Below are 24,833 nucleotides of genomic sequence, written 5' to 3'. Positions count from 1 at the left end.
TTTCCTCACACAGTTTCTGCATATTCAACGACTTTTTTTATGGTTTTATTAAGTTCGTTTTTTCTCCAATTTACATACAAATCAATTTTTTCATCAAATTTGATAAATCGTAAATTTTGAACCTTAGCAGATTTAAATGAAAGTGGTAGAATTGAAATCCCTATTTCTTTAGAAACTAGACTTAATATCATACCGCCAAAATCTGACTCAATTGTTGTTTTTGGTTCAAATCCATATTTATCAAACAAGCTTCTCAGCAAAGAAGCAAAAAATGTTGTCTGATGTAATCCTGAAATAATAAATTTTTCATTTTGTAGATCAGCTATGTTATTAAACGTCTTTTCCTTTATCCAATGATTATTTGGAACAACCAAACAAATGGGTTCTGAATATAATTTTAAAGTATCAATATTTCCATTTTTAATTTTATCCCTACTAAAAGCTATATCCGTACGATAGTCCAATAATAATTTTTCGTGATTTTCATCTGTAGGTTCTGTCAGCTCTAATTTAAGGTCAGGTAAATTAGTATTTAAAATCTTTAAAAAGTTAGGTAAAAATTCAAATGTTATAGAACCGGGATACGTTATGGAAACAGTTCCTAAATTACCCGCATCAATCTTTTTAGCTTGCCTTAATATTTGGTCAAATTCATTTATTTTATCTGTCCAATGCTCTTGAAGAAATTTGCCCGCATTTGTTAATTTCACATTCCTTTTATCCCGTTCAAAAAGCTTTATTCCCACTTCATCTTCTAAAGCTTGAATTTGTCGGCTTAATGAAGATTGAGAGATAAAAACTTTTTCCGCTGTTTTCCAAAAATGGAGTTCTTTAGCAAGTTCTAAAAAATATTTAATTTGTTGAATCGTCATAAGTAATGCAATTTACGCATTAGTCAATCAAAAATATGTATTTTTAGATTGAATCCCAAGTAGTTTCTTTGCTGAAAGTTTTAGTTTAATTCGAAAAGAACAGAAATGATTGGAATCGAAAACTTATTCGCTTTTATGGTAACGGCTTTATTTTTCATAATGACGCCAGGAATTGATACGATATTTGTTTTGAACAAGTCTATCGCTCAAGGTCGGAAATCAGGGGTTTATGCCACTTTGGGCGTGAATGCAGGTGTTTTAACTCACACTTTATTTGCCGCATTGGGATTGTCTGTCATTATTGCCAATTCAGCATACGCATTTACTATAATTAAATATGTAGGTGTTTTTTATTTAACCTACTTGGGATTTTTGAAGTTTAAAAATAGAAAGGATTTTTTGCCTACAAATGATGAAAAGAAAGTACAAGAAAAGGGGAAAAATGATTTTTGGTCTGGATTTTTAACAAATACATTAAATCCGAAAGTTGCATTATTCTTCTTGGCATTTTTTCCTCAATTTATCAATCCAACTCAAATGGAAAACCCTGTTCCGTTTATTATATTGGGTCTTGCTTATGCATTAATTGGAATTGTTTGGTTTTTTATTTTGACGGTATTTGCCAGTGTTTTTTCTCAAAAAATCAAGAACAATCCAAATGCTGGTCTATGGTTAAATAAATTAAGTGGATTTGTATTTATTCTAATGGGAATAAAAATTGCATTAAGTGAAAATTAAATTCTACAACCGTCTTTTGTTTAGTCGGGTGCTTTTTTTCAAATGTCTAGTCCTGAAATATAGCTACAGTTTAAAATTGATTTAAGCTGTTAATTTATAAACCATATTTGGTGTTTTATAGTCTAAAGATAAATGTAATCTTATTTCATTATACAAATTAATTGCATTTTTTGTAGCTCTCTTAGCGTGTTGTAGGCTATCAAAGGTCTGGTCGAGATAGAACTCGTCTTTTAATATGCCATTTACACGTTCTGCCATCGCGTTTTCGTAGCAATGGTTCTCTTCGGTCATACTGATTCTTATGTCATTTCTTTTAAGGATCTGTGTGTATACATTGCTGCAATACTGAATACCTCGGTCTGAATGGTGTATAAGTGCGTCAATATCTTTAGCTTGATATAAAGCTTTATTCAAAGCTCTTACACATCCTTTGAGTTCCAAGCTGTCGCTGATGTCATAGCCAACAATTTTGCGACTATGCATATCTGTAATGAGTGCTAGGTAACAAAAGCCTTTTATAGTTCTGATGTAAGTGATATCGCTCACCCATACTTGGTTTGGTCTAGTTGTTTCTACATCTTTAATGATATTCTTATACTTGTAGAACCTGTGTAATGAGTTCGTTGTTCTAGAGCTGTATTTTTTTCTAAGTGTCAGCATATTGTGTTTTCTAAGAATGTTGAATAAGGTATCCCTGCCTATTTTTAAATCGGCATTTGTAAACTCTTTGCTCAGTGATCTGGCAAGTTTTCTAACCCCTTCTCTGGGAAGTGATCTGCGCTTTTTCTTGACTATATCAATAACTTTTTTCTCTATTTTCAAACGTTTGTCCTCTCTACTTTTGTATTTGTAGTATGCATCCCGTTTAAGGCCAAAACAAGCTGTTATAGCTGAAAGAGTAGCAGATCCTTTAGCGTTCTCTTTTGCTTTGATCAAGGCTTGATACTTAGTTTTTTTTTAAGTTCAAGCACTGATTTATAGCCCAGCTGTTCTGCTGCCACTTCAAGATAAGAATCTTCTATAAGGGCGTCTATATCCTTTTTCAAAAGAAGTTTCTTCAGCTGTTCAATTTCTTTTTGAAGCTGTTTGATGCGTGTAATCTCATCTTTTGTTTTCACAGTCACTCTGGTGTTCATAAGGTCTTTACGGTTATATTTCCTGATCCACTCGTTTATGGTTGTTGGAGCAATACCGTAAGCTTTACCTAGTTGATACTTGTTTAATTTTCCTGCCGTAAGTTCGTCTAAAATTTTTAGTTTGAACGATTCGGAATACCGTCTGATTACTCTGTCATTTTTATACATAATGTTTGAAATTATGTAGCCTTTATTCAGGACGAGTCAAAATTGGTGCTAACGGTCTTGTGTATGGTTAGTTGCGTGTTTAAGCAACTAATTTAGTAAACAAAAACTAACGCGAGAAGGTTCTGAAGGAATTTTCCAAATAAGCAACGACCAAAGCAATTAATTATACACTTTGTTGACAACCGTTATTTTTTTATTTTTTCATATAAGTACTTATTCGACAATAAGTTTAATTCCATACGTAGAGTATCTTTTTTTTCAAGAAAAGAAACAAAATATCCGCCACCTTCATTGTCTGTAAAATAGCAATCTTTAGTTAGTGGAATAAGGTTTAGCTGAAACTCCTTATTTCTATAAAACAGTATTGAATCATTTGCGAATTTAATAGCTATTGTATCTTTTAGAGTTTTACTTGAGTATAAACCTTTATATTGAGAAATAAGAGAATCTTTTTTCAATAAGTTTTTACTATCAAGGTTGTATTCATTTGTCATTTTTGAACGCAAACTATACGCTTTTTTAAGAAAGTCCTGATTATGTTTAAGTTGATTTTTAATTGCAATTATTGCATATTGACTGACATATGATTTATATTCTAGCGAAGTAATAAAAAAATCAACAACGTCTTTTTTTATTTCTCCTTTATATGTCAAATCTCCAAAAGTTTTAGTGTTTTTAGCTAACATTGGTAAACTTTTGTCATAAACAAAAGTTGACATTCTTTGGTTAACTTCTTTTATATTTTCATTTATAGAATACAGTTCTTTTAAACTTGAAAGTAATTCTTCCTTATACTTATTATCAGCTACATTTATTGATATTAAGTTTTGAAATGCCTTGTCTTCAATATTTAAATTATAAAAGAATAATATCAAATAGGCTAAATTTATATCTTTGTAATACGCTTCAGGTTCAATCAAATCATTCATCACTAAATAAATTAAAGAGTCTTTTTCTTTAATTTTCAAAATGGTTTCTTGAGCTTCTTCTATGTTCCCTTCTAATTCCGAATACGCACGCAATAAATTATTATCAATTTGCTTTTTGTATTGATTATTAGCATTCCTGTTATTAATATATAAAGCCACAAGAATTCCCAAAACGATTAGGCATAACTCTCCTATTGCATAAAAAAGATATCGTTTCAGTTTGTTGTCTATTATTGATTTCAACTTAATTAATTTCAATGTTCCTTTTTAATGATGAATTCTGTTTAATGGTTGTCAACGTTGTTGTATATGGTTTGTTGCGTGTTTTAAGCAACTAATTTAGTAAATAATTACCGACAAAGAAAGTCCGCGAGGACTTTCGTAAGTAGACGAGAAGCCAGCAATAAATTATATACGGTGTTACCACCTGGCTTTATCTTTTAAATTCATCTTCTAATTTTACAAACTCAATCGGAAGAATTGGTTTTGTGAATTTTTTCTTTTTTTCTTCTAAATTGATTCCTAACGATAGATAAATCATACTTGCTCGGATTAGCTTAAATAAATTTAATGTCTTTCTTTCAAACTCTTCTCTTTCTATTACATAAGTCAGTCCATTATCAAAAAGTCCATTTTTTCCAAATTCCACAATTTTAAAAGATTTGTGTTCTATGAAATTTCTAATTTGTGCTAATTCTTTCGCTTCTGGTTCTATAGGGTCAGAAAAGGATGAATTTTTGACATATAAATCTTTGCTTAACCAATAAAGACCTCTAAAAGCCCAATTTTGAGTTGCAACAATTTTTTCATTCATTTTTTTTGTTTTTGTTTTCTTGTCATAATAAGACCAAATACCTCTAAATGAAACTTGTTCTGGTTTAAATCCAAGTTTTAAATAGTCATTTATTAAGTAGCCAATTTTATCTAAAATCGAATAACATAACCTAAAAGATGTTTTTACTTTTTCGCTACTATAAGAATAAACCGCATAATCTAATATGTCAATTTGTAAATTATCTTTATCTGAAAAATGAAGTTCCTTATGATTTAAACCTTCAAATAATAAATGCCTTGCTGAAACAAACTCTTGTTTGATTTGATTGAAAATAGTTTGATAAACTGGTGGTTCATCAAATTTTAATGTTATTGATGGAAGAAGTAGGCAATCGTGTCCTGCAATATTTTCGATTACAATATCATTAAGTGGATTTAAGAAAAGATGATTTGTTAAACACCAAGTTCTGTATTCTTTTTCAAGTTTTGAATCTCCAATTGAATAATCGTTTAAGTTTGGAATATTTGTTAGGCTTTCTTTGTTAAATCTAGATTCTAATAAATTAATAATATCTTGAAAACCTTTTTTAGCATCTTCGTAAATATCTGATTTTAATGCATTTTTCAAATGTTTGTAGCCAAATTTGTAGAACAAAGATTGATGCCCATTATCATATAAGATCTTGGAATAATGAACTAAACCAAAACCAATATTTCCAATTGCCATTGCAAATTTTGGGTCTATTTTTAATGCTGAATTCCAATATAATTGAGCTTCTGAAAAACGACCAATATGACTAAATAGATTTCCCAAGTTTGTTAGAATTTCACATTTCTTAAAACTATTAGTACTATCTTTTGAAAACAAATGAGCTAATCTTAAATTTATTATTTGCTCTTCAAGCTCTTCTAATTCAAAACTCCAAAATTCATCTGAATTTAAGTTTTGTGTCAATTGTTGAAAATATGACCATCCATTTGCAAGATTATAATGAAAAATCATTTTATTCTCATTTGAAAAGTCAATAGGGTTCTGTTCGTTTGCTAAATTTATTCCAAATTTAATATCACTAACACTTTGTTGTTCTCTGCCATTTTCAAATATTATTCCAAGCAAAGAAACAATCTGTTCAGGGTCAAAACCATTAAAGTCCTTAAGGTTTAATATTTCTTCGTATGTTAAATTCACGTAGGATTTTTTTTAGCTTGGTGGTAACGTGTTTGTATATGGCAAGTAGCGTGCAAATTAGCGATTAACTTTCCGCTGAAAAACAAGCCAATTTTTTTGTTTAAGTTTTTACCTTTAAAATTCTAAAATGCCAAATAAAAAAATTGGCGACTTTCCAAATATAGCAAAATTTTCGATTTATAAATGACTTAGCTATTTGTTATATACGGTGTTGTAAAACGTTTTTTATAATTTGTTATTGCAAAACTTGTATTAAAATCAAAGCACAAGTAATACAGAATAATATTTTTTCGTTGACTTTATTATTTTTAATATTCCATATTCCGATTATCAGTAGAATTGTAAAAATTGACCCATAAACTAGAGTTACGTTAGAGTAAAGATCAGCAGTTTTATAATAGAATGGGACTGGTCCTTCTCCTCCAAAAGGGTAATTTTTGGTTTCTTGTAAAATACCAACTTTATAAAATTCGGATAAACAGAGTAAAGAAAAAATACCGTTAACAACAATATTAAATCCGCCTAATATTTTATGTGAAGTGTTTTTTTCTAACACCATTCAATTAATTTTTTCTCAAAATCAATTATTGGAATAGCGGTACATCCTCCAATTTTATCGGCTTTTATTTCTTCATAATTTTCCGCTAAAATCCATTTTCCGCTTTTGTGTTTTAAAACCATTCCGTTAAAAATAGTTTTTTCTCCAGTTAGATTAGTAGTTAAATCTTGAGTTATAATTATTTTGTTTCCTTTTATTTCTATATCACAAGTTCTATTTTGAATCCTATCTCCAAATTCGGCAAAATAAATTTCATATTTAAATTTACCTTGAGGAATTGTGTCAGTATTTTTCACTATAAATCTTTGCTTATTATCGGGTGATTCTTTTTCGAGATTATATTCATTAAAACCTAAATTATCAGAAGTTTCTCCGAAAAATTGAGTTCCAATAATTCCAAATCCAAGGATTAATAGCCAAATAAGTGCAAAAATTTTAAATGATATGTTCAGAATTTTTTTCAAATGTTTTACAACGGACCAGTATAACCGTCAGTTACGGATTAAGTTAGCGATTATTTTCGGTTTGACACAGGTTTTAGCAATTCCGAGTGGATTCGGACGTAGTCGAATCCGCCGTAATTGCGGTTATACATTGTTACCTGTTGTTGCGACACGTTCAGCTTTTTAGTTCATATTTAATTATATTCTAATTTATCAAATTTCGATTATTTCTATCAAGACTTTTATTTATTATTTATCAGAGTAGGATGAAAGTGAGTTTTTCAGCTATTTTTGTCCGATATTCTTTAAATTGTGGTCTTTTTTATCGAATTTTTCTATGAAATTAACCGATTCTGATTTTGTCATTTTCGAATTCAGTTTGATTTTATAAAAGACCTTTCAATTTTTTTCAAGTCTTTTCTGCGTTTGAGTGATCAAATCTTTTGTTCTAAATACTTCTTTTAAGTCTGTAAGTTCTCTTATTTTTTCTTTTCTCAGAATTCTGAGTTTTGTCTTAAAATTAAGCTTCGAAAATTTGATTTTCGATTAATCGATTTTCTTTTTTTGCATTCTAATTTTCTTCTTTTTCAGCTGAGTTATTATTCATTAGAATCAGATCTTATTTTATCAATTTTGAGTTTGAATTTCGTCAACTCTTTTCATCATCACCGGCTCGAGTGAGTTTTTGGAGCAATTACAGGTAACGTGATTGTATATGAAAATTAGCGTTGAAATTAGCGATTAATTCTCCGCCATAAAACAAGCCAAAATTTTTGCATTTTGTTTTTAATTTTACCTTTCAAAAGCCAAATCAAAAAATTTGGCGACTTACCAAATATACCAAAATTTACGATTTAGAAAAAAAGCAGCTATTTTTTATATACGTTGTTAGCAATAGTGATTTACGCGAACTGTTTTTCCATTTCACTTCTCTGCGTTTCAACTATCCAACTGTCAAATTTATTTAGATTTTCTTTCAAATCAGAAACTTCATCGCTAAACATTAAACAACCTCTATCGTCATACATCCAAAACCATTTTTTGGATTTTGGTTGAAAAAAGTAAACTAATTGATGAACTGTGGGTTCAAATCCCATTTCGGTATTCGCAATTCCATTAAATATCTTTGAATAGGGAATATCATTTCTATCTGCTAAATATATTGTCAATTTCCCTTTCGTCCATTCAATCTCCGTTTCGTGGTCAAAATAACGTAGTGCTAATTTTTCATTATAATCTTCGTGCTTAATTTGTTCCGTATTTAAAATTCCGTGTATGTAATTTGGTGTTCGAGCAAACATTTCGTCATTTAAGTCATAAATCAGGATATACAATTTAGAGCTTTCTTCGATATGGTTTTCAAACAATTCAATCGCACGTTTTGTGGCTTGTTTTACACGCTTTTTTGTTCCGTTTTCAAATGGGTCGCCTAATTCAAAACGCAAATGATATTTTAGTCCACGTTCAATGGTATTAAAATCAGTCAGTTTAATTGACGAACCTAAATAGTTTAATTTTTGTTCGAGTTTTTTTTTCATCATTATTGCTAACGGTTTCGGCTATGAGTAGTTGCGTGGGTTAGCACTTAATTTTGCAAGTACGCACCAAGCTGAAAATCCGCGAGGATTTTCAGAAGTAGGTGAGAACAAGCAATTACTTATAGCCATTGTTGTGTACAGTACTTAATTACTAGCTATTGAAATTATCATTGCTATAAAAAATATATCTATAGCAATAAAAAGTGCACCAAAAGTATAATCTAATATATTATGTTCAAAATCTTCCATACTGACTATGCTTTTCAATAAAGAGAGTAAAAAGAAAATAATGAAGATTGTTATGGCTATCCATTTAGCTCCCAAAAATTTAATCAAATATTCTCCCAACATTAAAAAGTTCGACTTTTCTACCTTTTCATATTGTTTTATAATATTAAAATTCCCATCAGCTATATTACCTTTTAGTGAAATTGTTAAATTATTTATATTGCTTATTAATGCATCTAATTCTACAGATTCATTAGGGTTGATTAGACTTGGTAGATAATTGAAATTAGTGTTTCCATCTCTAGACGTGATATTAATCACATCGTTCCTTTGTCCTGCATTTTTGATTTTGACAACATCCAACAACAAAGGTATTTTCTTTAAACTGTCATTTTCAATTTTACTATAATTTGACTTTATACTAAACTCAATTGGACCATCTACAAAATCACTTTTTTTAATAGCTTTAGTTCCGTTGTTTGTTAAAACAAATTTTATTTTTCCAATATTTTCTGTCTTTGAATTATTAAATAAGACAGAAATATTATTTGCTAAATTAGGGCTTATGTTTGTGAACGGTTCAGCCTCAGAATAAGTGCAAACTAATTCTAGTTTTTCTTCATTGGAAATAAAAGAAAAGATGGCAATAGAAATCGTCAGAATAATAGTGATTACTCCAATAATATTAGTTGCTTGAGTGTACCAAGGTCTTTTACTTTGAAGTATATGTTTTCTTTTTTTTAATTCTTCCTCTTTTTTTCTTATTTCAAGTATATTATTTAGGATTTCATCTTTGCTAGGTTTTTTATCTTCTTCCATTCAGTTTTTTTTGTATTGTACACAACGGTTTCGCTTATCGCAAGTTGCGGGAGTAGGGATGCGGACTTGTCGGCTTAACCGTTTTCCTTCCTGGTTTCTAAAATTACGCTTTTTCGGCAATACCCGTTATTTGCGATGAAGCGGTGTTGTGTGTAGTGCGAAAACTATTTTAATTACCTTTTATTATTTCGATTATTTTTTCCATATAGTTCCATTTTTTCTGGGTTTGCATTGTTATTGGATGTGGAACTCTGTAAGTATGGAAAGGAAAGTTCTTACTAGAAATTCTTGCTAGTTCTGCTTTATCAAAATTTTCACTTACTGCATTAAATGTCAATTGATCTTCTAATTGATATTGAATTTTTTCATCCCAATCTGATCCCGTAAAAAATATAATTACATCTGGATTTGTAATTTTAATTTCATTTTTTAAAACTTTAAAATTGTTAGAAAATAACTTGAAATCCTCAAGAGAAATAGCCGTACCCTCCTTGGCTTTAGAAAATTTTGAAGTATTTGACCATAAAAAATTCTTTTGACCAATAGTTTCAGGCATAAGAATATTTTTAAAATCGTAAATGTATTGCCAGAATACTGTGTAATTTCCATTTTCACAAAGTTCAAATTCTTTATATCTATGAATTGGATAAGATATTTCGTGATATAAATCTCCTAACCATCCATTAGGTTCTCTACCTAAAAATAGAATCTTATATTTAGAATTAAAATATTCTTCTTCCCAACAATGCATTAATAAAGGACCATCGATATTCTCTGCCTTTATATCAGCACTTGTTAATTTTTTAATTTCAGAACTATAGAGGTCTAAAAGTTTGTCATTAATATCCATTATAACTTCGACCATTTATGGAATGTTGCTTTTGGACATCCTGAAGAAGACGGTAAATTTTTGCTCTTTACGACTGTTGAGCAATTTTTACATTGATAATTTGTATTTCCTACTTCTCCTAGGTTTTGCCAATTATGAAAAGTTGCAGATGGGCAGTTTGAGGCACTTGGAAGGGAATTACTTTGCAATAATGTTGCGCAATTTTTACATTGATAATTTTTCATTTAATATAATTGTGTTAGTTAATATTATTTTGATTTAATTCTGATGAGCATTACACACAACGGCTCCGGTTATGATTTGTTGCGGAAAAGTCCGCCAGGACTTTTCGGTTACGGATGTAATTTAGCAAATATTCCTGGAATTTTCAGTAGAAAATTCCGCCGCAATGAATTATAACCGATGTTACCCAATGTAGCGACACGCTTTGATTGGTTTTTTGTTCTTATCCTTTTTTAAAATGTTGTCAGATTATCGAATATCGGTTTAGATGTGATTTGACTTTTTAAATTTTTCAGAGTGGGAGAGAGGGTTTTGAGCGTCCAAATTGATAATACAGTTTTACAATTTGAAGTTTCTCCAGCATTGGGATTAAATTTTAAATTGAATTCTCAGAGAGATTGGTTCCGCGCAGCGTTAGCTTTTTAAATTGAAACTATTTTGATTATTAGTTTTCTGTAGTGCTTTAGATCCCAAAAATTAACGGCCAGATTTACAATTTCACTAATACCTTTTAAATACTTATCCGCGGTGTTGCTTAGCCTTTTAAATTAGAATTTTCATTTAACTGAATTTCAGCACATGATTTGATTGCTTGATTATTTCTTGAGTTTCTAAAATAATTTACTCTGAATTTAACGAATTTTGATTATAAATTTTCTTCGGTCAGTTTTGTCAGGAGCTATTTTGGGTAACGGTTACGGTTATCGCAAGTTGCGGGAGTAGGGACGCGGACTTGTCGGATTAACCATTTTCTTTCCTGGTTTCTAAAATTACACATTTTCGATAAAACCCGTTATTTGCGATTAACCGATGTTGTACGCTGGGCAATTATACCTCTTTAGTTTCTGTGATTTTAGCACTAGCTCCTTTACCGACTATTTTTGAGACATATTTGTTTTCTAATTTATCTTGGTAAACAACATCAATCTCATATTCACAATCCTTTATATGTATATTGCCGCTCTGTCTTCCAAAAATATATCTTCTTTGTCCTTTTTCAAGATCATAAGGTAATGACTCGCTATGTAGAATAATGTCATTTGAATTAAGTCGAAACTCAAGTAGTCGAGCCTCTTCACCCTTATTATTTAAATCAATCTTTAATTCGCCATCTATTCCAGAATACCCTGCACCGTTTAACCACAAATTTGGCTTTACACTTAATTTTAGTTTCTTTTCCTCGATAGCTTTTAGCTCAGAAAGAGCTTTGTCATCTTGTTCCTTTAATATTGAAGTATTTCTAAAAATTTCAACTTGTTGAGATATTAATTCATTTTGATCTTTCATCGTCTCATTTTGAGCTTCTAAAAAAGTTGCAATTCCAGTCAATTTGTCTATTTGAGTTTGTTTGTCTTTGTCTCTTCTAAACAAAAATAAAAATGCTCCGAATGTAGCTAAGGAACCTATTGCTCCAAAAATATTGAATATTAAATCTAAATTTTGTTGTGTCATAGAATTTCGTTTTGCCTTGCGTACAACGAGTTTGTATATGGAAAGTAGCGTAAAAACAAGCGCAATTCTTTTGGTTTAACACAAGCCAAAACTTTTGTATTTTGTTTTTAACTTTACTTTTGAAAAGCCAAATCAAAAGATTTGGCGACTTACCAAATATACCAAAATTTACGATTAAGAAAAGACGTAGCTATTTTTTATATACGTTGTTGTGCGTAGGCTTTTATCATTTCGTTCATTTTTTCTTTAGGATATTTCAAGTTCAACATTTTATTTGGTGAACTATTTAATCTATTGTTTAAATCTCTAAATGGCATATTCTCAAAAGTTCCATAATCATATTTCCAGTCATCCATCTGAAATAGACAATTGTTCAGAGAGCCATTAGTGCTTCTGTCGTTGTTCGTTTCGCACAAATTTATTTCTCCAATTATTTTCTCAACTAATTTATAATCTGTTATAATTCCATCGTAAGTCAACTGGGAATATAGGGTTTCTTTGAAAATAGTTGATATGTTTTTTAAATCAGGTTTTTTTAAATTTGGTAAAATCAGAAGGTATTTTGTCAATTTATTAATAATTAACCAACATTTTTTATTACTAACATAAAATAGAGTAGCAGTCCAATTTCCTAAATATTCATTTTCTTTATTTTCAGTTTGAGAAATGAATTCATTCGTTACTTTTTCAAGTTTTCGAGTAGTATATATGTTTGTTCCAATCATCAAATTTATATTTCACGTTGCCCTCGTATTTCTGTGTGAAAAACCGCCGGGATTTTAATTTTATGAATTTATAAATTTCTATTTCAAAATCTAAAAAATCTCCAATTTAAATTCCTGCATAATATTCTTCAAACTCAAAATCGAGCGTAAAATTTTTTAAGTTATGATTTGTTTTTAGTTCGTAAATATCCCAAAGATTTTAATTTTAGACTGATTTTGGTTGTTTTCTCAGCTTACGCACAACGTCTTCGTATAATCGTCAGTTGCGGATTGGTTGAAAACTAAGATAGCTAAAATTCCTGATTTTTATGCTTGCTTGAATTTCTCCGCAGGACGAAATGCCGCAATTGCTATTATACGTTGTTAGCAAAAGTTATTTTCAAAATATATAATATCCGATACTAACTTGAATTAACGTATTTGTTCCTTTTACTAACTCACCATCATAATTTGGTTTGTCAATTGCCTTTGTTAATCCTTGATATAAATTTAGTTCTAGAAAAAAGTCTTTAATTTTTTGTCCAATCCCTAGGTTTATTCCTAAATCAAAAGTTTCTCCCTCGATAAAAGGGGTATATTTTTCTTCAGATACTAAAATACCAATTTGAGGTCCAGCAAGAATATATGTTGATTCATAGAATTTAAAATTTAGAGGAATATTAAAATAATTAGATTTATAATCGATATGTTCAATACTACTAGAACCTCCATCACGATTTCCTTGCTGAGAATACACCAATTTAGGTCTAAACTTTATCTTTTCATTTAAGTCAAATTCATAAAATCCACCTAAATGAAATCCCATTTTATCTGTTATTGAAACTTGCCCTAAAACTCCCTCTGATATAGATGAATTATTTAATCCAATTAAAACTCCCATCTTTTTTTGAGAATAAGAAATAATAGGTAATAAAATCAATAATGAAATAGGAATAATTTTTCTCATTTAGTTCGATTTTAATTTTTGCTAACGTTCTCGAGTATGGCCAGTTGCGGGTTGGTTTGCCAGGTTTTATCCGTTTAAAATAAATATAGCTGAAAACATCGAATATCGATTAACTATTTAGCCGCAATTGACCATACGCGTTGTTGTACACCGTTTTATAGTTACGCATATCCGTTAATTTGTAAATCGTAATAAGTATTTTTTGTTAGGTTAATTTTGATATTAAAAAAGCAGTTTCCTCCATCTAACATCATTATAATTCGATCTTTTGGAATTGGATTTTCATCCTTACAGAAGAAATTTATCCAGATGACTTTCTCTCCTTTATCATTTATTATTGGCAGATATTGTCTTTTAAATTTTTTAAGATTTAATTCATAACCAGTTTTATTCCATTTGTCTTTTGGATTTTCTTCATTATGTTTTTTTAGATACGTTTTCTGTCTTTTGTTATTTTCTTCTACAGCTTTTTCTAAAATATCTTCAATTTGTAATAATTCTGAGTTATTTAAGTCTGTTGCTCTACCTTTTCCTACGATCCATTCATATTTTGGTTCAAACTTTATTAAAACATAATCTGAAGAATCTAATTTAAACTCTTGAATAGAGTTATTTTTTAAATCTTCAGTACTTTTTCTATCAAATTTATTGTTTTGATTAAAAGTAATAATAAGGGGCAGAATTATTAAAATTAGATTTTTCATCGTTTCAAATAAAATGGTTTACAACGGTCCCGGTTACCGCAAGTTGCGGGAATAAGGAAGCGGATTTGTCGGATTAGTTGTTTTAATAATTGGTCTCTAAAATAACAATTTTCATCTAGCTACCCGTTATTTGCGGTGAACCGTTGTTAGGTGCTGGCGGCTTCGTCAGATTTTTTATTGTATTTAAAGTTGTCATTATTACAATTGCAGCTTTTCCCGTTTCAATTTGAAAAGTTTCATTTCTGTTTTTATAGTCAATAGTTCTAAACTTTTTTAATTCAGGATTTTCAATTTCACCTTTAAAATTCCCAAAATCATAACGTACAATGTCTTGGAATTTTACAGTTCTTTTTATCGAATTATTTACTTCTATAATTCTTCTTGTTGTAATTATCGTTTTTGAGTTTTTGTCAGCAATCTCAATTATTGGAATTTCTTTTTTGAACAAATCAAAGTCAGTTTTAATTTTTTCCGGATCTTCATTATTGAGTTTGGTGAATTTCCAATCCGTTTCTTTTGGCTGTAAACGATTTATAGCTGCTTTAGTATTGTTATATATTGATTTGTCTGATTTCATTTTTTGTTACGATCGCCATCCGCTTGCACCTAACGGTCCAGTATAAGAATAGTAGCGGATTTTATGCTTTTACTTTTCGGTTTTTTACTGTCGTTTGATTTATGTATTTCATTTTCGTTTTAGCGACTAAACCGCTATTATTTTTATACAATGTTGGCAACTGCTATTTTATTACAATTTCCAATTCAGCACATTATCTAACGGATGTTTCATATCTGATGCAGAAAAAACTCGACTTTCATTAATCAAAGATTTTTCAATTCGGTTAGTTATTTTTGATATATAAATATTTAAACTTTTAGTTCCTCTTATTATATTTCCAACTTGCATATAATCTGGAAGACTTTTTTCGGAAATGTCTTTTAATGTCAAAATCGACAATTTTATTCTATCTGGTTTTTCGTCTTTTTTCAATCCTTTGTCTAAAATTGCTGAATGTCCATATCCAACTTCAAATGGCACCCATTGAGATTTATACGTCTTCTCGGAAACAACAACTAACATATGTGAACTGTTTCTAATTCCTTCTTTGATACTTTCTGTAATTTTTATGGGATTTTTTTCTCTTGCAGCAATTTGAAGTTCATTATCTAACTCATCTAAATAGTAATCGATTTCTGCTTGTTTTAAATATTCTGCAATTTTTCTGCATTCCGCTTTATCTTCTTTTTTATGGCTCAAAAAAACGCAAGGACGATCTCTGAAAGCAGGTTTATTATATGCCTCTAAAACCCATTCTATGCTTTCGTAAAGCTCAGCTTTATTTAAACCTTTCTTCATATTATTTACGTCTTTGTGCCAACCAAAGAGTATGCTCTCTTGAAATAGCATTTTCAGAATCAAGAATGAATTCCGATAGTTCTTCTTCAGAGCTTACATTGTAAGATAGCTCCTTTATAAAATTTAGTTCTTCGGATGCTGTTGTATAGGCTTGTTTTTGTTCTTGGTGTTGTTTTATTTGTAGCCAACTAATAGCAGAAGAAGCAATTGTAGTTAATAATCCTACTACATTCCAATTGCTTTCTGGATTGTTCATAAGTATGACAACAGATATTAATGCAAAAAATTGAGAAGCTATTATTACCCAAAACCAAAAATTGTACCTGCTCTTATTCCATTCTGCTTTTTTTGAGTACCAATTTTGCTGGTCCTGAATTCTATTTTTAATATAGTAGCTTTTCCTCTCGTCCATTGAAAGATTGCGTAATTCCATCATTTTAGAAGTAACAATTTCTTGATTCAATATTTTCGAATCCATTGTTTTTGACAAATCCTTAAATTCGTTCGCAACTTCTCTAATTCTTTCAATAAATCTTTCTTTTGCAGTATTTATATCTAAATTATGCTCAAAATATTCAGCACAGGTTACAAACCTCCAAGTAAGGGTCTTACTTGATTCTGCTAGAGCTCTTCCTTGATACCAAATGTCCTCATATTTTTTACTTTTTAAGATTATAGTTAAGATTAAACCAATAAGCAGAAATAATCCGGTAAAACTATAAATCCAAAATTTTTGTGAAACATCTTGAAAACTATATATAGCGAGTAATGAAGCAATAATCATTGAAATTAAATCTATACGAATAATATTCAAATATGATTTTTGAGACTTTATGGATGTGCTGTCAGCAGCTTGATAGTAATTTGGAAAGTCTTTTAATTCCATTATGGTTTCACTTTAGTTTTATTTGCAACTGGTTCGCTTCTTTTGTTAAAAGCCTTATCTATATAAAATTCTGGATTTTGTATGAAATCACTCCATTTTACTAATACGCAAAACCTGTCATCTTCACTCCAAGAGCATTTTCCATATGCTGGAATGTAATAATTGTGGTGAAATTCTTTTATAACGGTTGAGTCGTTTATTCCAACATAATTATGAGAGCCACCACAGGTTGGACAATTATATGAACCTTGATAAACAGTATCGTACATTGATGGTAGAACTATTCCTAAAATTCCACTTTTCGAGTTATTTTGTCCATTATAAAGTGATGCTTGCAATTCTTTTTTAATATATAGTTGTTCGTGAGAACCAAGATTTTCAGAGCTTCGTGTTCCGATTAAGAAAATTGTTACAGTTGAATCAGAAAGGTAGTCTTCTCGAATTTTTCGCATAATATATTCATCATTAAACGAAATTATTGGTTCGTTCAATGATTTGTCTATCATATCGATATTCATTTCATCTCGGATATGATTTTTATATGCAATATCCTCTGTTTTAAAGCTTACAAAACATTTATGTGCCATATGTTTGTTTATAGTTGTTGCCAACGGTTTCGAGTATGGACAGTTGCGGGTTGGTTAGCCAGGTTTTGTCCGCTTGAAATAAATATAGCTAAAAACATCGAATATCGATAAAGTATTTAGCCGCAATTGGCTATACGCATTGTTGGCAACTGGCTTTATTCTAATTATCTTTAATTGCTATTCTTTTTCTTAAGCATTAAAACAAAACAGGCAATAAATCCAACTAAGTAAATAATACCCAAAATTGTTTTTTTAAATGCAAAGGTGTGGAAATCAAAATTACGAAGCATTGCCATTCCTATTGGCAAAGCCAAAATCGCAAAAATTATATTGAAACCTATTTTATTCTTCATTTTTTATTTTTAAGATTATCATCAAATTATTGGCAGAACATAAAGTCGCAATTGTTGTTATACGTTCTTGGGAACTGGCTTTATTCCGTATCAATCTCTTCCAATAATTTTTTGTAATTCTCTATTAGTCTCTTTTCTTGAGTTACAATATCTGTCATTGTTACAGCTAAAAAACCGTAAAATTTTCTATCACCATTATCGTTTTCTTTAAAATCAATTTTCATCATCAAACTTGACAGTATGAGTTGAGTAAAATCTTTATATGCTGATTGCATAGTGTAGATCTCGTTAATATCCTGAATTTCTTCAAATTTTAAATTGTTGATAAGCCCAGTTTGAATTCCTGTGTCAAAAGCACCATTACCTAAAATAACGGTCCGAGTTCCCTTAAAAAACGGCGGCAATGATACCATTTCAATATTATCTGAATTTTGAATAATTCTTGAACTATCTCTAACCATTATATGATAATCTAATACCTCGGAAATTTTTGATTTGTTTGATTTTATTTCAGTTATAATATTTTTTCTTAAGAGTTCTGTTTGAGATTTCCTTTTATTCGTTTCCGACCAATTTGATAAAACGAACCCCAAATAAACGCCAATCATAACGGGTATTATTTGTACTAAAATTTCTCCAATTTTCTTTCTCATCTATTAAGTTTTAGCTTGTTGCCAACGGTTTTGTATATGGCTCGTAGCGTGCAAATTAGCGATAACTATTCGGTTAAGCACGAGCCGAATTTTTTAATTTTCTTATTACCTTTTTTTCTCAATAAGCCAAATTAAGAAATTTGGCAGACTTGCAAATATGCCTTAACTTCGATTAAGCAACTGATTAGCTATGAGCTATATACGGTGTTGTGGCACGTTTTTCTGTACCCAGTTTTTTTTGTTATCAATTATTTTCGCTGGTAAAGGTTCAATTTCGTTTTTCATTATACATTCCAAACAAGCATTAATTATTGTTTCCGTTCCGCTCAAATTCAGTATTTCATCCTGCTTAGGTTTTCCGTATTCTATTGCAATCATTGATGCCCAAACTGATATTCGATATTGAGATTCCATCAAATAACCTAAAAAGTTTTGGATTCCTCTTTGAGCCAAAAGTTCTTTTCCTAATTCAACTATTTGTTTGTATTCATTGAGGTTTCTTTTATCAAAGTCAAAAGGATGAATTGATGCCAAATAAAGGTTTTTGCAACTAAATAGAAAGTCAGTTCCTTTTTGATTAGTCGGCAACTTAACCGGTTCAATATTCATTCTATCCGCAACTTTATCCATTCGGTTTTTCCGCTCAACACTTAATTCCATTTCGCATTCAGTTATGATGTATGCAAGATGTTTATAGGCTATTCCGTATTCTCGATTTTCCAAATATTCCGCAATGATTTGTTTTCCATTTTTTATTCCGAGACTTTCTATATTTGATTGTTCAATTCTATTCGACCAAACAGAATTCAGAATCTCATTGCTCAATTCGGCAATCTCTTTCTTTAATGATTTCTGAAATGTTTTAATCAAATCTCGATGTTTTTTAAATGTGCCACAACGGGCTTGTATATGGCTCGTAGCGTGAAAATTAGCGATTATTTTCGGATTAAGCACAAGCCAGATTTTTAAATTTTACTATTTATCTTTTTTATTGGAAATCGTCAAATTTAAAAATTTGGCGAATTAGCAAATATGCCTTAACTTCGACTAAGCAACTATTTAGATATGAGTTATATATGTTGTTGTACGCAGTTTTTTATTCGCTGTAAATTGTTAGTTCAACATCTCTCTGGCTATATTCCAAAACAACAATTTTATTGTCTTTTGTCCATTTTTGTTCAACGCCATTTTTTTCCGATTTAGAACTATCAGGTTCTCCCAATTTTCTTTTTAGATAGTTTGATATGTAATCGAATTTCTCTTTATATATTCTTTCTACTTTTTCTTTATTGGACATTGAAGCAACAACATCTTCTATGCTTTGATTTTTGTTTCTGTTTTTTCCCCACTCAAAATTTATTAGCTGTATTATTTTGTCATTTTCCGAATAGTAGTACATCGTTACAAGACTCAATTTTTCATTTTCAATTTTTCTGTAAATTCTTGGTGTCGCAACATTTCGACCATCAAGACGATAGGTTGAAATTTTATGTTTTTGAGTAATATCCGTTGCATTTATCTCCTGCTCAATTTTATCTATTTGGCTTAAAGTCAATGAGCTAAAATTTGAATAATAATTGTCAAAGGTATTTTCAAGCCATTCATTCATTTTCTTTTCGCCAAATACTGGTTCTATATAAATGTTGTTGAATTGGGTAACTTTAAAATCATTTTTGTTAATCTCTATAATTCCGTAAACAGAATCCTTGTCTGTCCGGAATTGAATAGATTGAAAGTTATTGTTTTGAATAGGGTTTCTTGTGTCGTAATACCATTGAAAAGGTCTGATTTCAGATTTAAATTCGTAAAATGGAACCAACTTTTTATTTTCTATAGTGCCAATTTTGGTTGAAATACTGTCTTTGTATAAATGGTAAAGTTTTTCATTAGAAATGAATGATGTTGCTAATGAAAATGTCGGATTGAAATAATCGTCATTTTCATATTCAAATACTGTTTCTGCTCCGTTTGTAGAATAATTACCTTCTCTATGGTATCTTTCATCAATTACCGCTTTTTGATAGTTGTAAGGCTCTTCGCTTTTATCCAACTTTTTAGGATTGTCAATTTTTAAAACAGATTTTCCTGTTGTTAAATAATATGAATCTTCTAATTTATTTATAACTGGTGTAGTAGCACCAATCTCAAACTGTTGTCCCGTTTGTTTGTCTTTGAACCAAGTTACACCACCCCATTCTTCAAAATCGAGAGAATAAACTGAATATTCTTTATCATCGTAATATAAATCAATTCCTTTTTTTGTTTCTATCCAAATGTTGTTTGATTGGTCAAGATAAAAAGTGTTATGGCCATAATATTCAGTTGTAAATATTGTATCGTTTTTAATATATAAATCGTAATAGACGGTTTGAAGTTTTTTAGGAACATCAATTTGAGATTTGATTTTACCGTCTTTATCAAGAACGTAAAATTGATGATTAGAACCTGAACTAAACTTGTCATTGTCAGTTTTAAAATAACAATAAAAATTTTCGTTGTGTTTTAACCAAGGTCCTGGACTTCCCGGAATATTAATTTCAATATTTTCATAACTCACATTCAGTTCTTGAGATTGGCAAGAAGCTGTTGTAAATAACAAAATTATTATGTGAATTACGTTTTTCATAAATTGCGTACAACGAGTTTGTATATGGAAAGTAGCGTAAAAACAAGCGCAATTTTTTCGGTTTAGAACAAGCCAAAACTTTTGTATTTTGATTTTATCTTTACTTTTCAAAAGCCAAATCAAAAGATTTGGCGACTTATCAAATATACCGAAAATTTTGGGTTAGGGCAGAAGAAGCTATTTTTTATATACGTTGTTGTAGGCAGTGCTTATTCTGTGCTAAATTTACTTTTTATGAAATTCAAAAATGCGCTGTTTCTCGCATTAGCATCTTCAACAATAGCATCAATATCCCACATAAATATTCCTACAGGTACTGTTCTTTTTGGTTTCAAAGAGATAGTTACATCTTTTTCATTATAATAGAGTTTACCAGATGAATAAAGCTCTGTGAAATCACTCGATAAGGCAAGTTCAGTTTCCTCGTTGAATTCAATAATCCCATAATACCAGATTCTTTGAATCTTATTATCATAGTATTTCATTAAATTTCTAGCTCTTGTTTCAAGTTGAAGAACAGCTTTTAAATTGTCATAATGATTTAATCCTCGTTTTTTTAGTTCAACAATTACAACATCAAAAGGTTTATTCTCCTTAGGATTGTTTGAAAAAATAAATGCAAAATCAGGTCGGTCAGTATCTTTTTGCACTTCTTCTCCGTCAACTACAAATTCAACTAATTCAGACATTTCACGGTCACTAAGTGTGACTTCATAAGTCATAAACTTGTCATCTAGCAACCAAGAATTATTTTTATAAATATCATTAACAAAATTTGATTTCTCAAATCTACCTTCTTTACCCTTAGATGCAATTAGATTGTGAAGGTCTGCTTCACTTTCTGCATTAGTTGATGCTTTTAGCCTTTCTATTGTTAGTTGTCTAAATAAAATATATTCTGTTAAAGCTCTTGCGGAAATTTCCAGCGATTTATTAAATTGTTCATCAGTTAGATGATTTGCTTCTAATATTTCTTTTTGAGCTTTAAAAAACTGCTCTTGTGCATTTCTTAAAATCTCATTTCTTTTGATATAACCAATTTTATCTGTATCAAAATATCCATTGAGATGAGGATAGAGATTAATTAGACCTTCTTTTATTTTAGAGTTATTCTTTTTTATTTTAGGTATGCGTTCTTCAATTAGTTCAATAACTTTTTTTCTGAAAATTTGCTGAACATCCTGTAGTTCTTTATTTGATAAAGTTAAGTTTTGTCTAGAAGCATCAACCTTACCTGTAAAGTAGTCTGAAAACAGTAAGAAAACCAATTCATATCCTAATGGAATGTTTTCGTTTGCTATCAAATCGACTTTATGTGTTCTATTATCTACAGAAATTGCCGAGATTAAAGAGGTTTTATTTACATCAATCTCTTTTATTGAATAGTACAACTGAAATTTATCAATTAAATTTAAAGTACTGTCTAATTCTACGAATGCTAATTTTGGAATTTCATTGCTAGAAAGGCTCTCTGATTGTTCCTTTCCATCAATTGTAGTTTTTATATTTATTTCAACATTAGATTTCTTTTGCTTGAGCTTAAATAAGCGTGAATAAAACTCTTCTAGAATTCTTTTCTTAATTTCTTTGGGTTGAAGATATTCTGTTTTCGCAATCCTTTGTAGAGCATAATTTCGCATCGTAAACGTTGTTCCATTGTCTCTTTTTGAAACTTCGTTAATTACGAAGTCGTCTTCTTTAAATTCTTGCGAAAATTTGAATACCCTGTTTTTTGTGTTTGAAAAAGTGCTGTCAACTTCAATATTATCGAAATAGCATAAATACACCAATCTTCCCAGTCCTTTGTGAGAGCTTTCTTCTACATCAAAAAGATTCGAGAATTTTTTATATCGCTTTTCATCAAAACCTACACCGTTATCTTGAATAACTAGTTTTAAAGTTTCTGGTTTATTAAAGGCCTCAATGAAAATATTAATACCAATCTTAGTGGCTTCAGCATCAAATGAGTTACTTAACGCTTCGAAAAATAACATTTCGAATGAGGAGTTTCCGAAAAACATTTTAACTGCTTGCCCTAATTTTACTTTCATTTTTTATTATAGGTATTTCATTTTGTTTTAAAAAATTTTAAAGATAACTAAAAGCAGCTTTTTTTAGTTCGTTATGTGATTTTTTTCAGTATGTTTTTGCATTGCCTACAACGGTTTCGGCTATGAGTAGTTGCGTGGGTTAACACTTAATTTAGCAAGTACACACCAAACTGAAAATCCGCGAGGATTTTCAGAAGTAGGCGAGAACAAGCAATTACTTATAGCCATTGTTGGGCATTCGTTTTTTTAAGTATTCTTTTTTTTCGTTATCCAAAATTCGTGTTCTTTATCTAAAAAGACAATATGAAATATATTGTCTTCTATATGTCCAATTATACACTCTTTACCTTGAATATGCATTGTACACCAAGTTACATCGGGTAAAACGTGTTTTGGATGTGTAAAAGCAGATTCTGGGGGAAAAGTTACTTTTGTATATGGTTTAATTATTTGTTGAGCAGTAGCTTGAGCCATTGTCATTTGACAGATGCCTCTTAATTTATTTATCATTAAAGCGAGAAGTTTTTCTTCTTCCCATTCTTCAAAGTCTTGACCTTGATTTATGTCGAAATCTTTAAAACTCAAAACAATAAAAGATTCCCTCTTATTGTTTCTAGTTTCTAATGTTTTTGATTTTCTATTTAATGAGGCTTTACTTCTTGATTTGAATTTATTTCCCTTTCCCATAAAGCAATTGATTTAATTTTTCATCAATGTCAAAATAAGGGATAGCACCATATTTGCCATCTAAGTAATTTTTGTCAAATGCAGACTTATTACGGACTTTATCAGTTTTAAAATCTCCTAAAGAAACTAATTCTGATGCCCCAAATTGATTCTTTTCAACAAACCAGATTTGGTCTCTTCTAAAGTTTTCTTTATTTAAAAGCGATATGTCGTGAACAGCACATATTAATTGAGCGTGATTTGTATTGAACTTGTGAAAGAAGTCAATTAATCTTAATGTCAGATGGCTGTGAAGTCTTGAATCTAGTTCATCCACTAAAAGAACTTTACCGTTTTGCAATGTATCAAACCAAGGACCTAATAAATACAATAGTTTTTTAGTTCCTTCTGATTCTTGCTTATCAAAATTGAAAGGAACAGAATCAATTAAAATATTGTTTTCATCATATTTTCTATGATATGTAATAAGTTGGTCTCTCTTTGGTTGTTTAGATTGTATTTTATGAATACTAGTTAAGAGGTTTATTATTTCTTCATCCTTCTCTTTTTCTTTTAATACTTCTAAATCAATATCATTAACATCTTCTTCAGTGGTTGATAAACTTGAAATTTCAAGATATTTTATGAAGTGAAGAACCCAATTAAAAAAGTTTTTATCTGATTTTAATTTATCTATTGTATATCTCTTGTGTCCTCTATCGTGAATACCATTAACAAAGTTAAATTTCTTAAACCATTCAACTATGCTAGATGAAGTTTCTTTTCCTAAAGTGGCTAACAGCGAAAGGAATAATACATTTTCCTTTACGTCTGTTTCTTTGCCTAATGCTTCTTCAAAGGATGATTTGTTTATTTTAATATCCTGTAAATCTCTTTTGAAAAGATAAACTTCTTTAGAAGTTGTATGAAATAACCATTCGGCAATAATTTTATTGTCATCTATCTCAAATCCATATCTATATTTTACATTGTTATTTATAAATACTATTTCGAAATAGCTGGATTCATTTTCACTTTTAGAACTTAAAATAAACTTTTCCAATGGAAATTTTCTTTCGTTATTATCCATAAGTGCATCACGAAAAGAATTTATTACTGTTCCTTTCATAAACCCCATAGCTTCCAATAAATTACTTTTTCCACTAGCATTATTTCCATAAATAATAGCAGATTTCAGTAAGCTTAATTTTGGATCTATTTGAAAAGTATGTGTTTCGTTATGTTCCTTAAATGATTTGGCTTTTACCATTGAAAGAGTAGTCAAATCTTTAAAAGACAAGAAATTTTCTACACTAAATTCTATTATCATTTCTATTTGTTTTTTATCAGTGCAAATATATA

26 protein-coding genes are annotated in these 24,833 nt (G+C 29.8%); 1 reads left to right on the top strand and 25 read right to left on the bottom strand.

Translation table 11 applies throughout. The features are described 5' to 3' along the window. Window positions 1-5 precede the first annotated feature (5 nt). Entirely contained in the window at window positions 6-872 is an 867-nt protein-coding gene (locus tag QWY91_RS04760; RefSeq protein WP_290232194.1) for a LysR family transcriptional regulator, read from the bottom strand. A gap of 105 nt (window positions 873-977) precedes the next feature. Here QWY91_RS04760 and QWY91_RS04755 point away from each other — a divergent pair, with 105 nt between their 5' ends. After that, window positions 978-1,610, top strand: a complete 633-nt coding sequence (locus QWY91_RS04755; protein ID WP_290232193.1) for a LysE family translocator — start codon at window positions 978-980, stop codon at window positions 1,608-1,610. An 81-nt stretch (window positions 1,611-1,691) separates the two neighbouring features. Here QWY91_RS04755 and QWY91_RS04750 read toward each other — a convergent pair whose 3' ends face one another. The 24 genes from QWY91_RS04750 to QWY91_RS04635 form a co-directional block, all read right to left on the bottom strand. Beyond that, window positions 1,692-2,546 (bottom strand): IS3 family transposase, encoded by an 855-nt coding sequence (locus QWY91_RS04750; protein ID WP_290232192.1) that lies wholly within the window; start codon window positions 2,544-2,546, stop codon window positions 1,692-1,694. Next, on the bottom strand, window positions 2,543-2,914 hold the full coding sequence (locus QWY91_RS04745; protein ID WP_290230433.1) for a transposase: 372 nt from the start codon (window positions 2,912-2,914) through the stop codon (window positions 2,543-2,545). Before QWY91_RS04745 ends, QWY91_RS04750 begins: the two co-directional genes overlap by 4 nt. Window positions 2,915-3,099: 185 nt before the next feature. After that, window positions 3,100-4,086: a hypothetical protein gene (locus QWY91_RS04740; RefSeq protein ID WP_290232191.1), complete on the bottom strand. Its 987-nt coding sequence runs from the start codon at window positions 4,084-4,086 to the stop codon at window positions 3,100-3,102. A gap of 190 nt (window positions 4,087-4,276) precedes the next feature. Then, the gene (locus tag QWY91_RS04735; protein ID WP_290232190.1) at window positions 4,277-5,806 is read right to left on the bottom strand and encodes an LA2681 family HEPN domain-containing protein; all 1,530 of its coding nucleotides are present in this window, start codon (window positions 5,804-5,806) and stop codon (window positions 4,277-4,279) included. A gap of 235 nt (window positions 5,807-6,041) precedes the next feature. Then, on the bottom strand, window positions 6,042-6,365 hold the full coding sequence (locus QWY91_RS04730; protein WP_290232189.1) for a hypothetical protein: 324 nt from the start codon (window positions 6,363-6,365) through the stop codon (window positions 6,042-6,044). Next, window positions 6,356-6,829: a hypothetical protein gene (locus QWY91_RS04725; RefSeq protein ID WP_290232188.1), complete on the bottom strand. Its 474-nt coding sequence runs from the start codon at window positions 6,827-6,829 to the stop codon at window positions 6,356-6,358. Before QWY91_RS04725 ends, QWY91_RS04730 begins: the two co-directional genes overlap by 10 nt. A gap of 881 nt (window positions 6,830-7,710) precedes the next feature. Next, a complete protein-coding gene (locus QWY91_RS04720) occupies window positions 7,711-8,349 on the bottom strand; it encodes a DUF3885 domain-containing protein (RefSeq protein ID WP_290232187.1) in 639 nt (212 codons plus the stop codon). A gap of 141 nt (window positions 8,350-8,490) precedes the next feature. Then, window positions 8,491-9,393, bottom strand: coding sequence for a hypothetical protein (locus QWY91_RS04715; RefSeq protein WP_290232186.1), 903 nt, complete (start codon window positions 9,391-9,393; stop codon window positions 8,491-8,493). Between the two features lie 169 nt (window positions 9,394-9,562). Next, window positions 9,563-10,243 carry a hypothetical protein gene (locus QWY91_RS04710; protein ID WP_290232185.1) on the bottom strand — a complete coding sequence of 227 codons (681 nt, stop codon included), beginning with the start codon at window positions 10,241-10,243 and terminating at the stop codon, window positions 9,563-9,565. Window positions 10,244-11,293: 1,050 nt separating this feature from the next. Then, window positions 11,294-11,917, bottom strand: a complete 624-nt coding sequence (locus QWY91_RS04705; protein WP_290232184.1) for a hypothetical protein — start codon at window positions 11,915-11,917, stop codon at window positions 11,294-11,296. Between the two features lie 197 nt (window positions 11,918-12,114). Further along, window positions 12,115-12,642 carry a DUF6933 domain-containing protein gene (locus tag QWY91_RS04700; RefSeq protein ID WP_290232183.1) on the bottom strand — a complete coding sequence of 176 codons (528 nt, stop codon included), beginning with the start codon at window positions 12,640-12,642 and terminating at the stop codon, window positions 12,115-12,117. 379 nt (window positions 12,643-13,021) lie between these two features. Further along, window positions 13,022-13,588, bottom strand: coding sequence for an outer membrane beta-barrel protein (locus tag QWY91_RS04695; RefSeq protein ID WP_290232182.1), 567 nt, complete (start codon window positions 13,586-13,588; stop codon window positions 13,022-13,024). A gap of 161 nt (window positions 13,589-13,749) precedes the next feature. Further along, window positions 13,750-14,292 carry a hypothetical protein gene (locus QWY91_RS04690; RefSeq protein WP_290232181.1) on the bottom strand — a complete coding sequence of 181 codons (543 nt, stop codon included), beginning with the start codon at window positions 14,290-14,292 and terminating at the stop codon, window positions 13,750-13,752. Window positions 14,293-14,407: 115 nt separating this feature from the next. Beyond that, the gene (locus QWY91_RS04685; RefSeq protein WP_290232180.1) at window positions 14,408-14,869 is read right to left on the bottom strand and encodes a hypothetical protein; all 462 of its coding nucleotides are present in this window, start codon (window positions 14,867-14,869) and stop codon (window positions 14,408-14,410) included. A gap of 171 nt (window positions 14,870-15,040) precedes the next feature. Next, window positions 15,041-15,649 carry a toll/interleukin-1 receptor domain-containing protein gene (locus QWY91_RS04680; protein ID WP_290232179.1) on the bottom strand — a complete coding sequence of 203 codons (609 nt, stop codon included), beginning with the start codon at window positions 15,647-15,649 and terminating at the stop codon, window positions 15,041-15,043. A gap of 1 nt (window position 15,650) precedes the next feature. After that, entirely contained in the window at window positions 15,651-16,535 is an 885-nt protein-coding gene (locus QWY91_RS04675; RefSeq protein WP_290232178.1) for a DUF4231 domain-containing protein, read from the bottom strand. Beyond that, window positions 16,535-17,122: a TIR domain-containing protein gene (locus QWY91_RS04670; RefSeq protein ID WP_290232177.1), complete on the bottom strand. Its 588-nt coding sequence runs from the start codon at window positions 17,120-17,122 to the stop codon at window positions 16,535-16,537. The genes QWY91_RS04675 and QWY91_RS04670 overlap by 1 nt, the downstream gene beginning before the upstream one ends. 170 nt (window positions 17,123-17,292) lie before the next feature. Then, window positions 17,293-17,475, bottom strand: a complete 183-nt coding sequence (locus QWY91_RS04665; RefSeq protein WP_290232174.1) for a hypothetical protein — start codon at window positions 17,473-17,475, stop codon at window positions 17,293-17,295. Between the two features lie 80 nt (window positions 17,476-17,555). Then, entirely contained in the window at window positions 17,556-18,128 is a 573-nt protein-coding gene (locus QWY91_RS04660) for a hypothetical protein (protein WP_290232172.1), read from the bottom strand. A gap of 195 nt (window positions 18,129-18,323) precedes the next feature. Further along, window positions 18,324-18,998, bottom strand: a complete 675-nt coding sequence (locus tag QWY91_RS04655; RefSeq protein ID WP_290232170.1) for a hypothetical protein — start codon at window positions 18,996-18,998, stop codon at window positions 18,324-18,326. A gap of 226 nt (window positions 18,999-19,224) precedes the next feature. Next, window positions 19,225-20,754, bottom strand: a complete 1,530-nt coding sequence (locus tag QWY91_RS04650) for a hypothetical protein (RefSeq protein WP_290232168.1) — start codon at window positions 20,752-20,754, stop codon at window positions 19,225-19,227. 209 nt (window positions 20,755-20,963) lie between these two features. Next, on the bottom strand, window positions 20,964-22,805 hold the full coding sequence (locus QWY91_RS04645) for an ATP-binding protein (protein WP_290232166.1): 1,842 nt from the start codon (window positions 22,803-22,805) through the stop codon (window positions 20,964-20,966). Window positions 22,806-23,051: 246 nt separating this feature from the next. Beyond that, complete coding sequence (locus QWY91_RS04640) at window positions 23,052-23,492, bottom strand: hypothetical protein (protein WP_290232164.1); 441 nt, start codon at window positions 23,490-23,492, stop codon at window positions 23,052-23,054. Then, window positions 23,476-24,801: an AAA family ATPase gene (locus tag QWY91_RS04635; protein ID WP_290232161.1), complete on the bottom strand. Its 1,326-nt coding sequence runs from the start codon at window positions 24,799-24,801 to the stop codon at window positions 23,476-23,478. Before QWY91_RS04635 ends, QWY91_RS04640 begins: the two co-directional genes overlap by 17 nt. Window positions 24,802-24,833 lie beyond the last annotated feature (32 nt).

It is taken from the genome of Zunongwangia endophytica (genome assembly GCF_030409505.1).
Lineage (GTDB): Bacteria > Bacteroidota > Bacteroidia > Flavobacteriales > Flavobacteriaceae > Zunongwangia > Zunongwangia endophytica.
The sequence above is the reverse complement of the archived record's forward strand: the minus strand, read 5'-3'. Positions and strand labels throughout refer to the sequence as shown.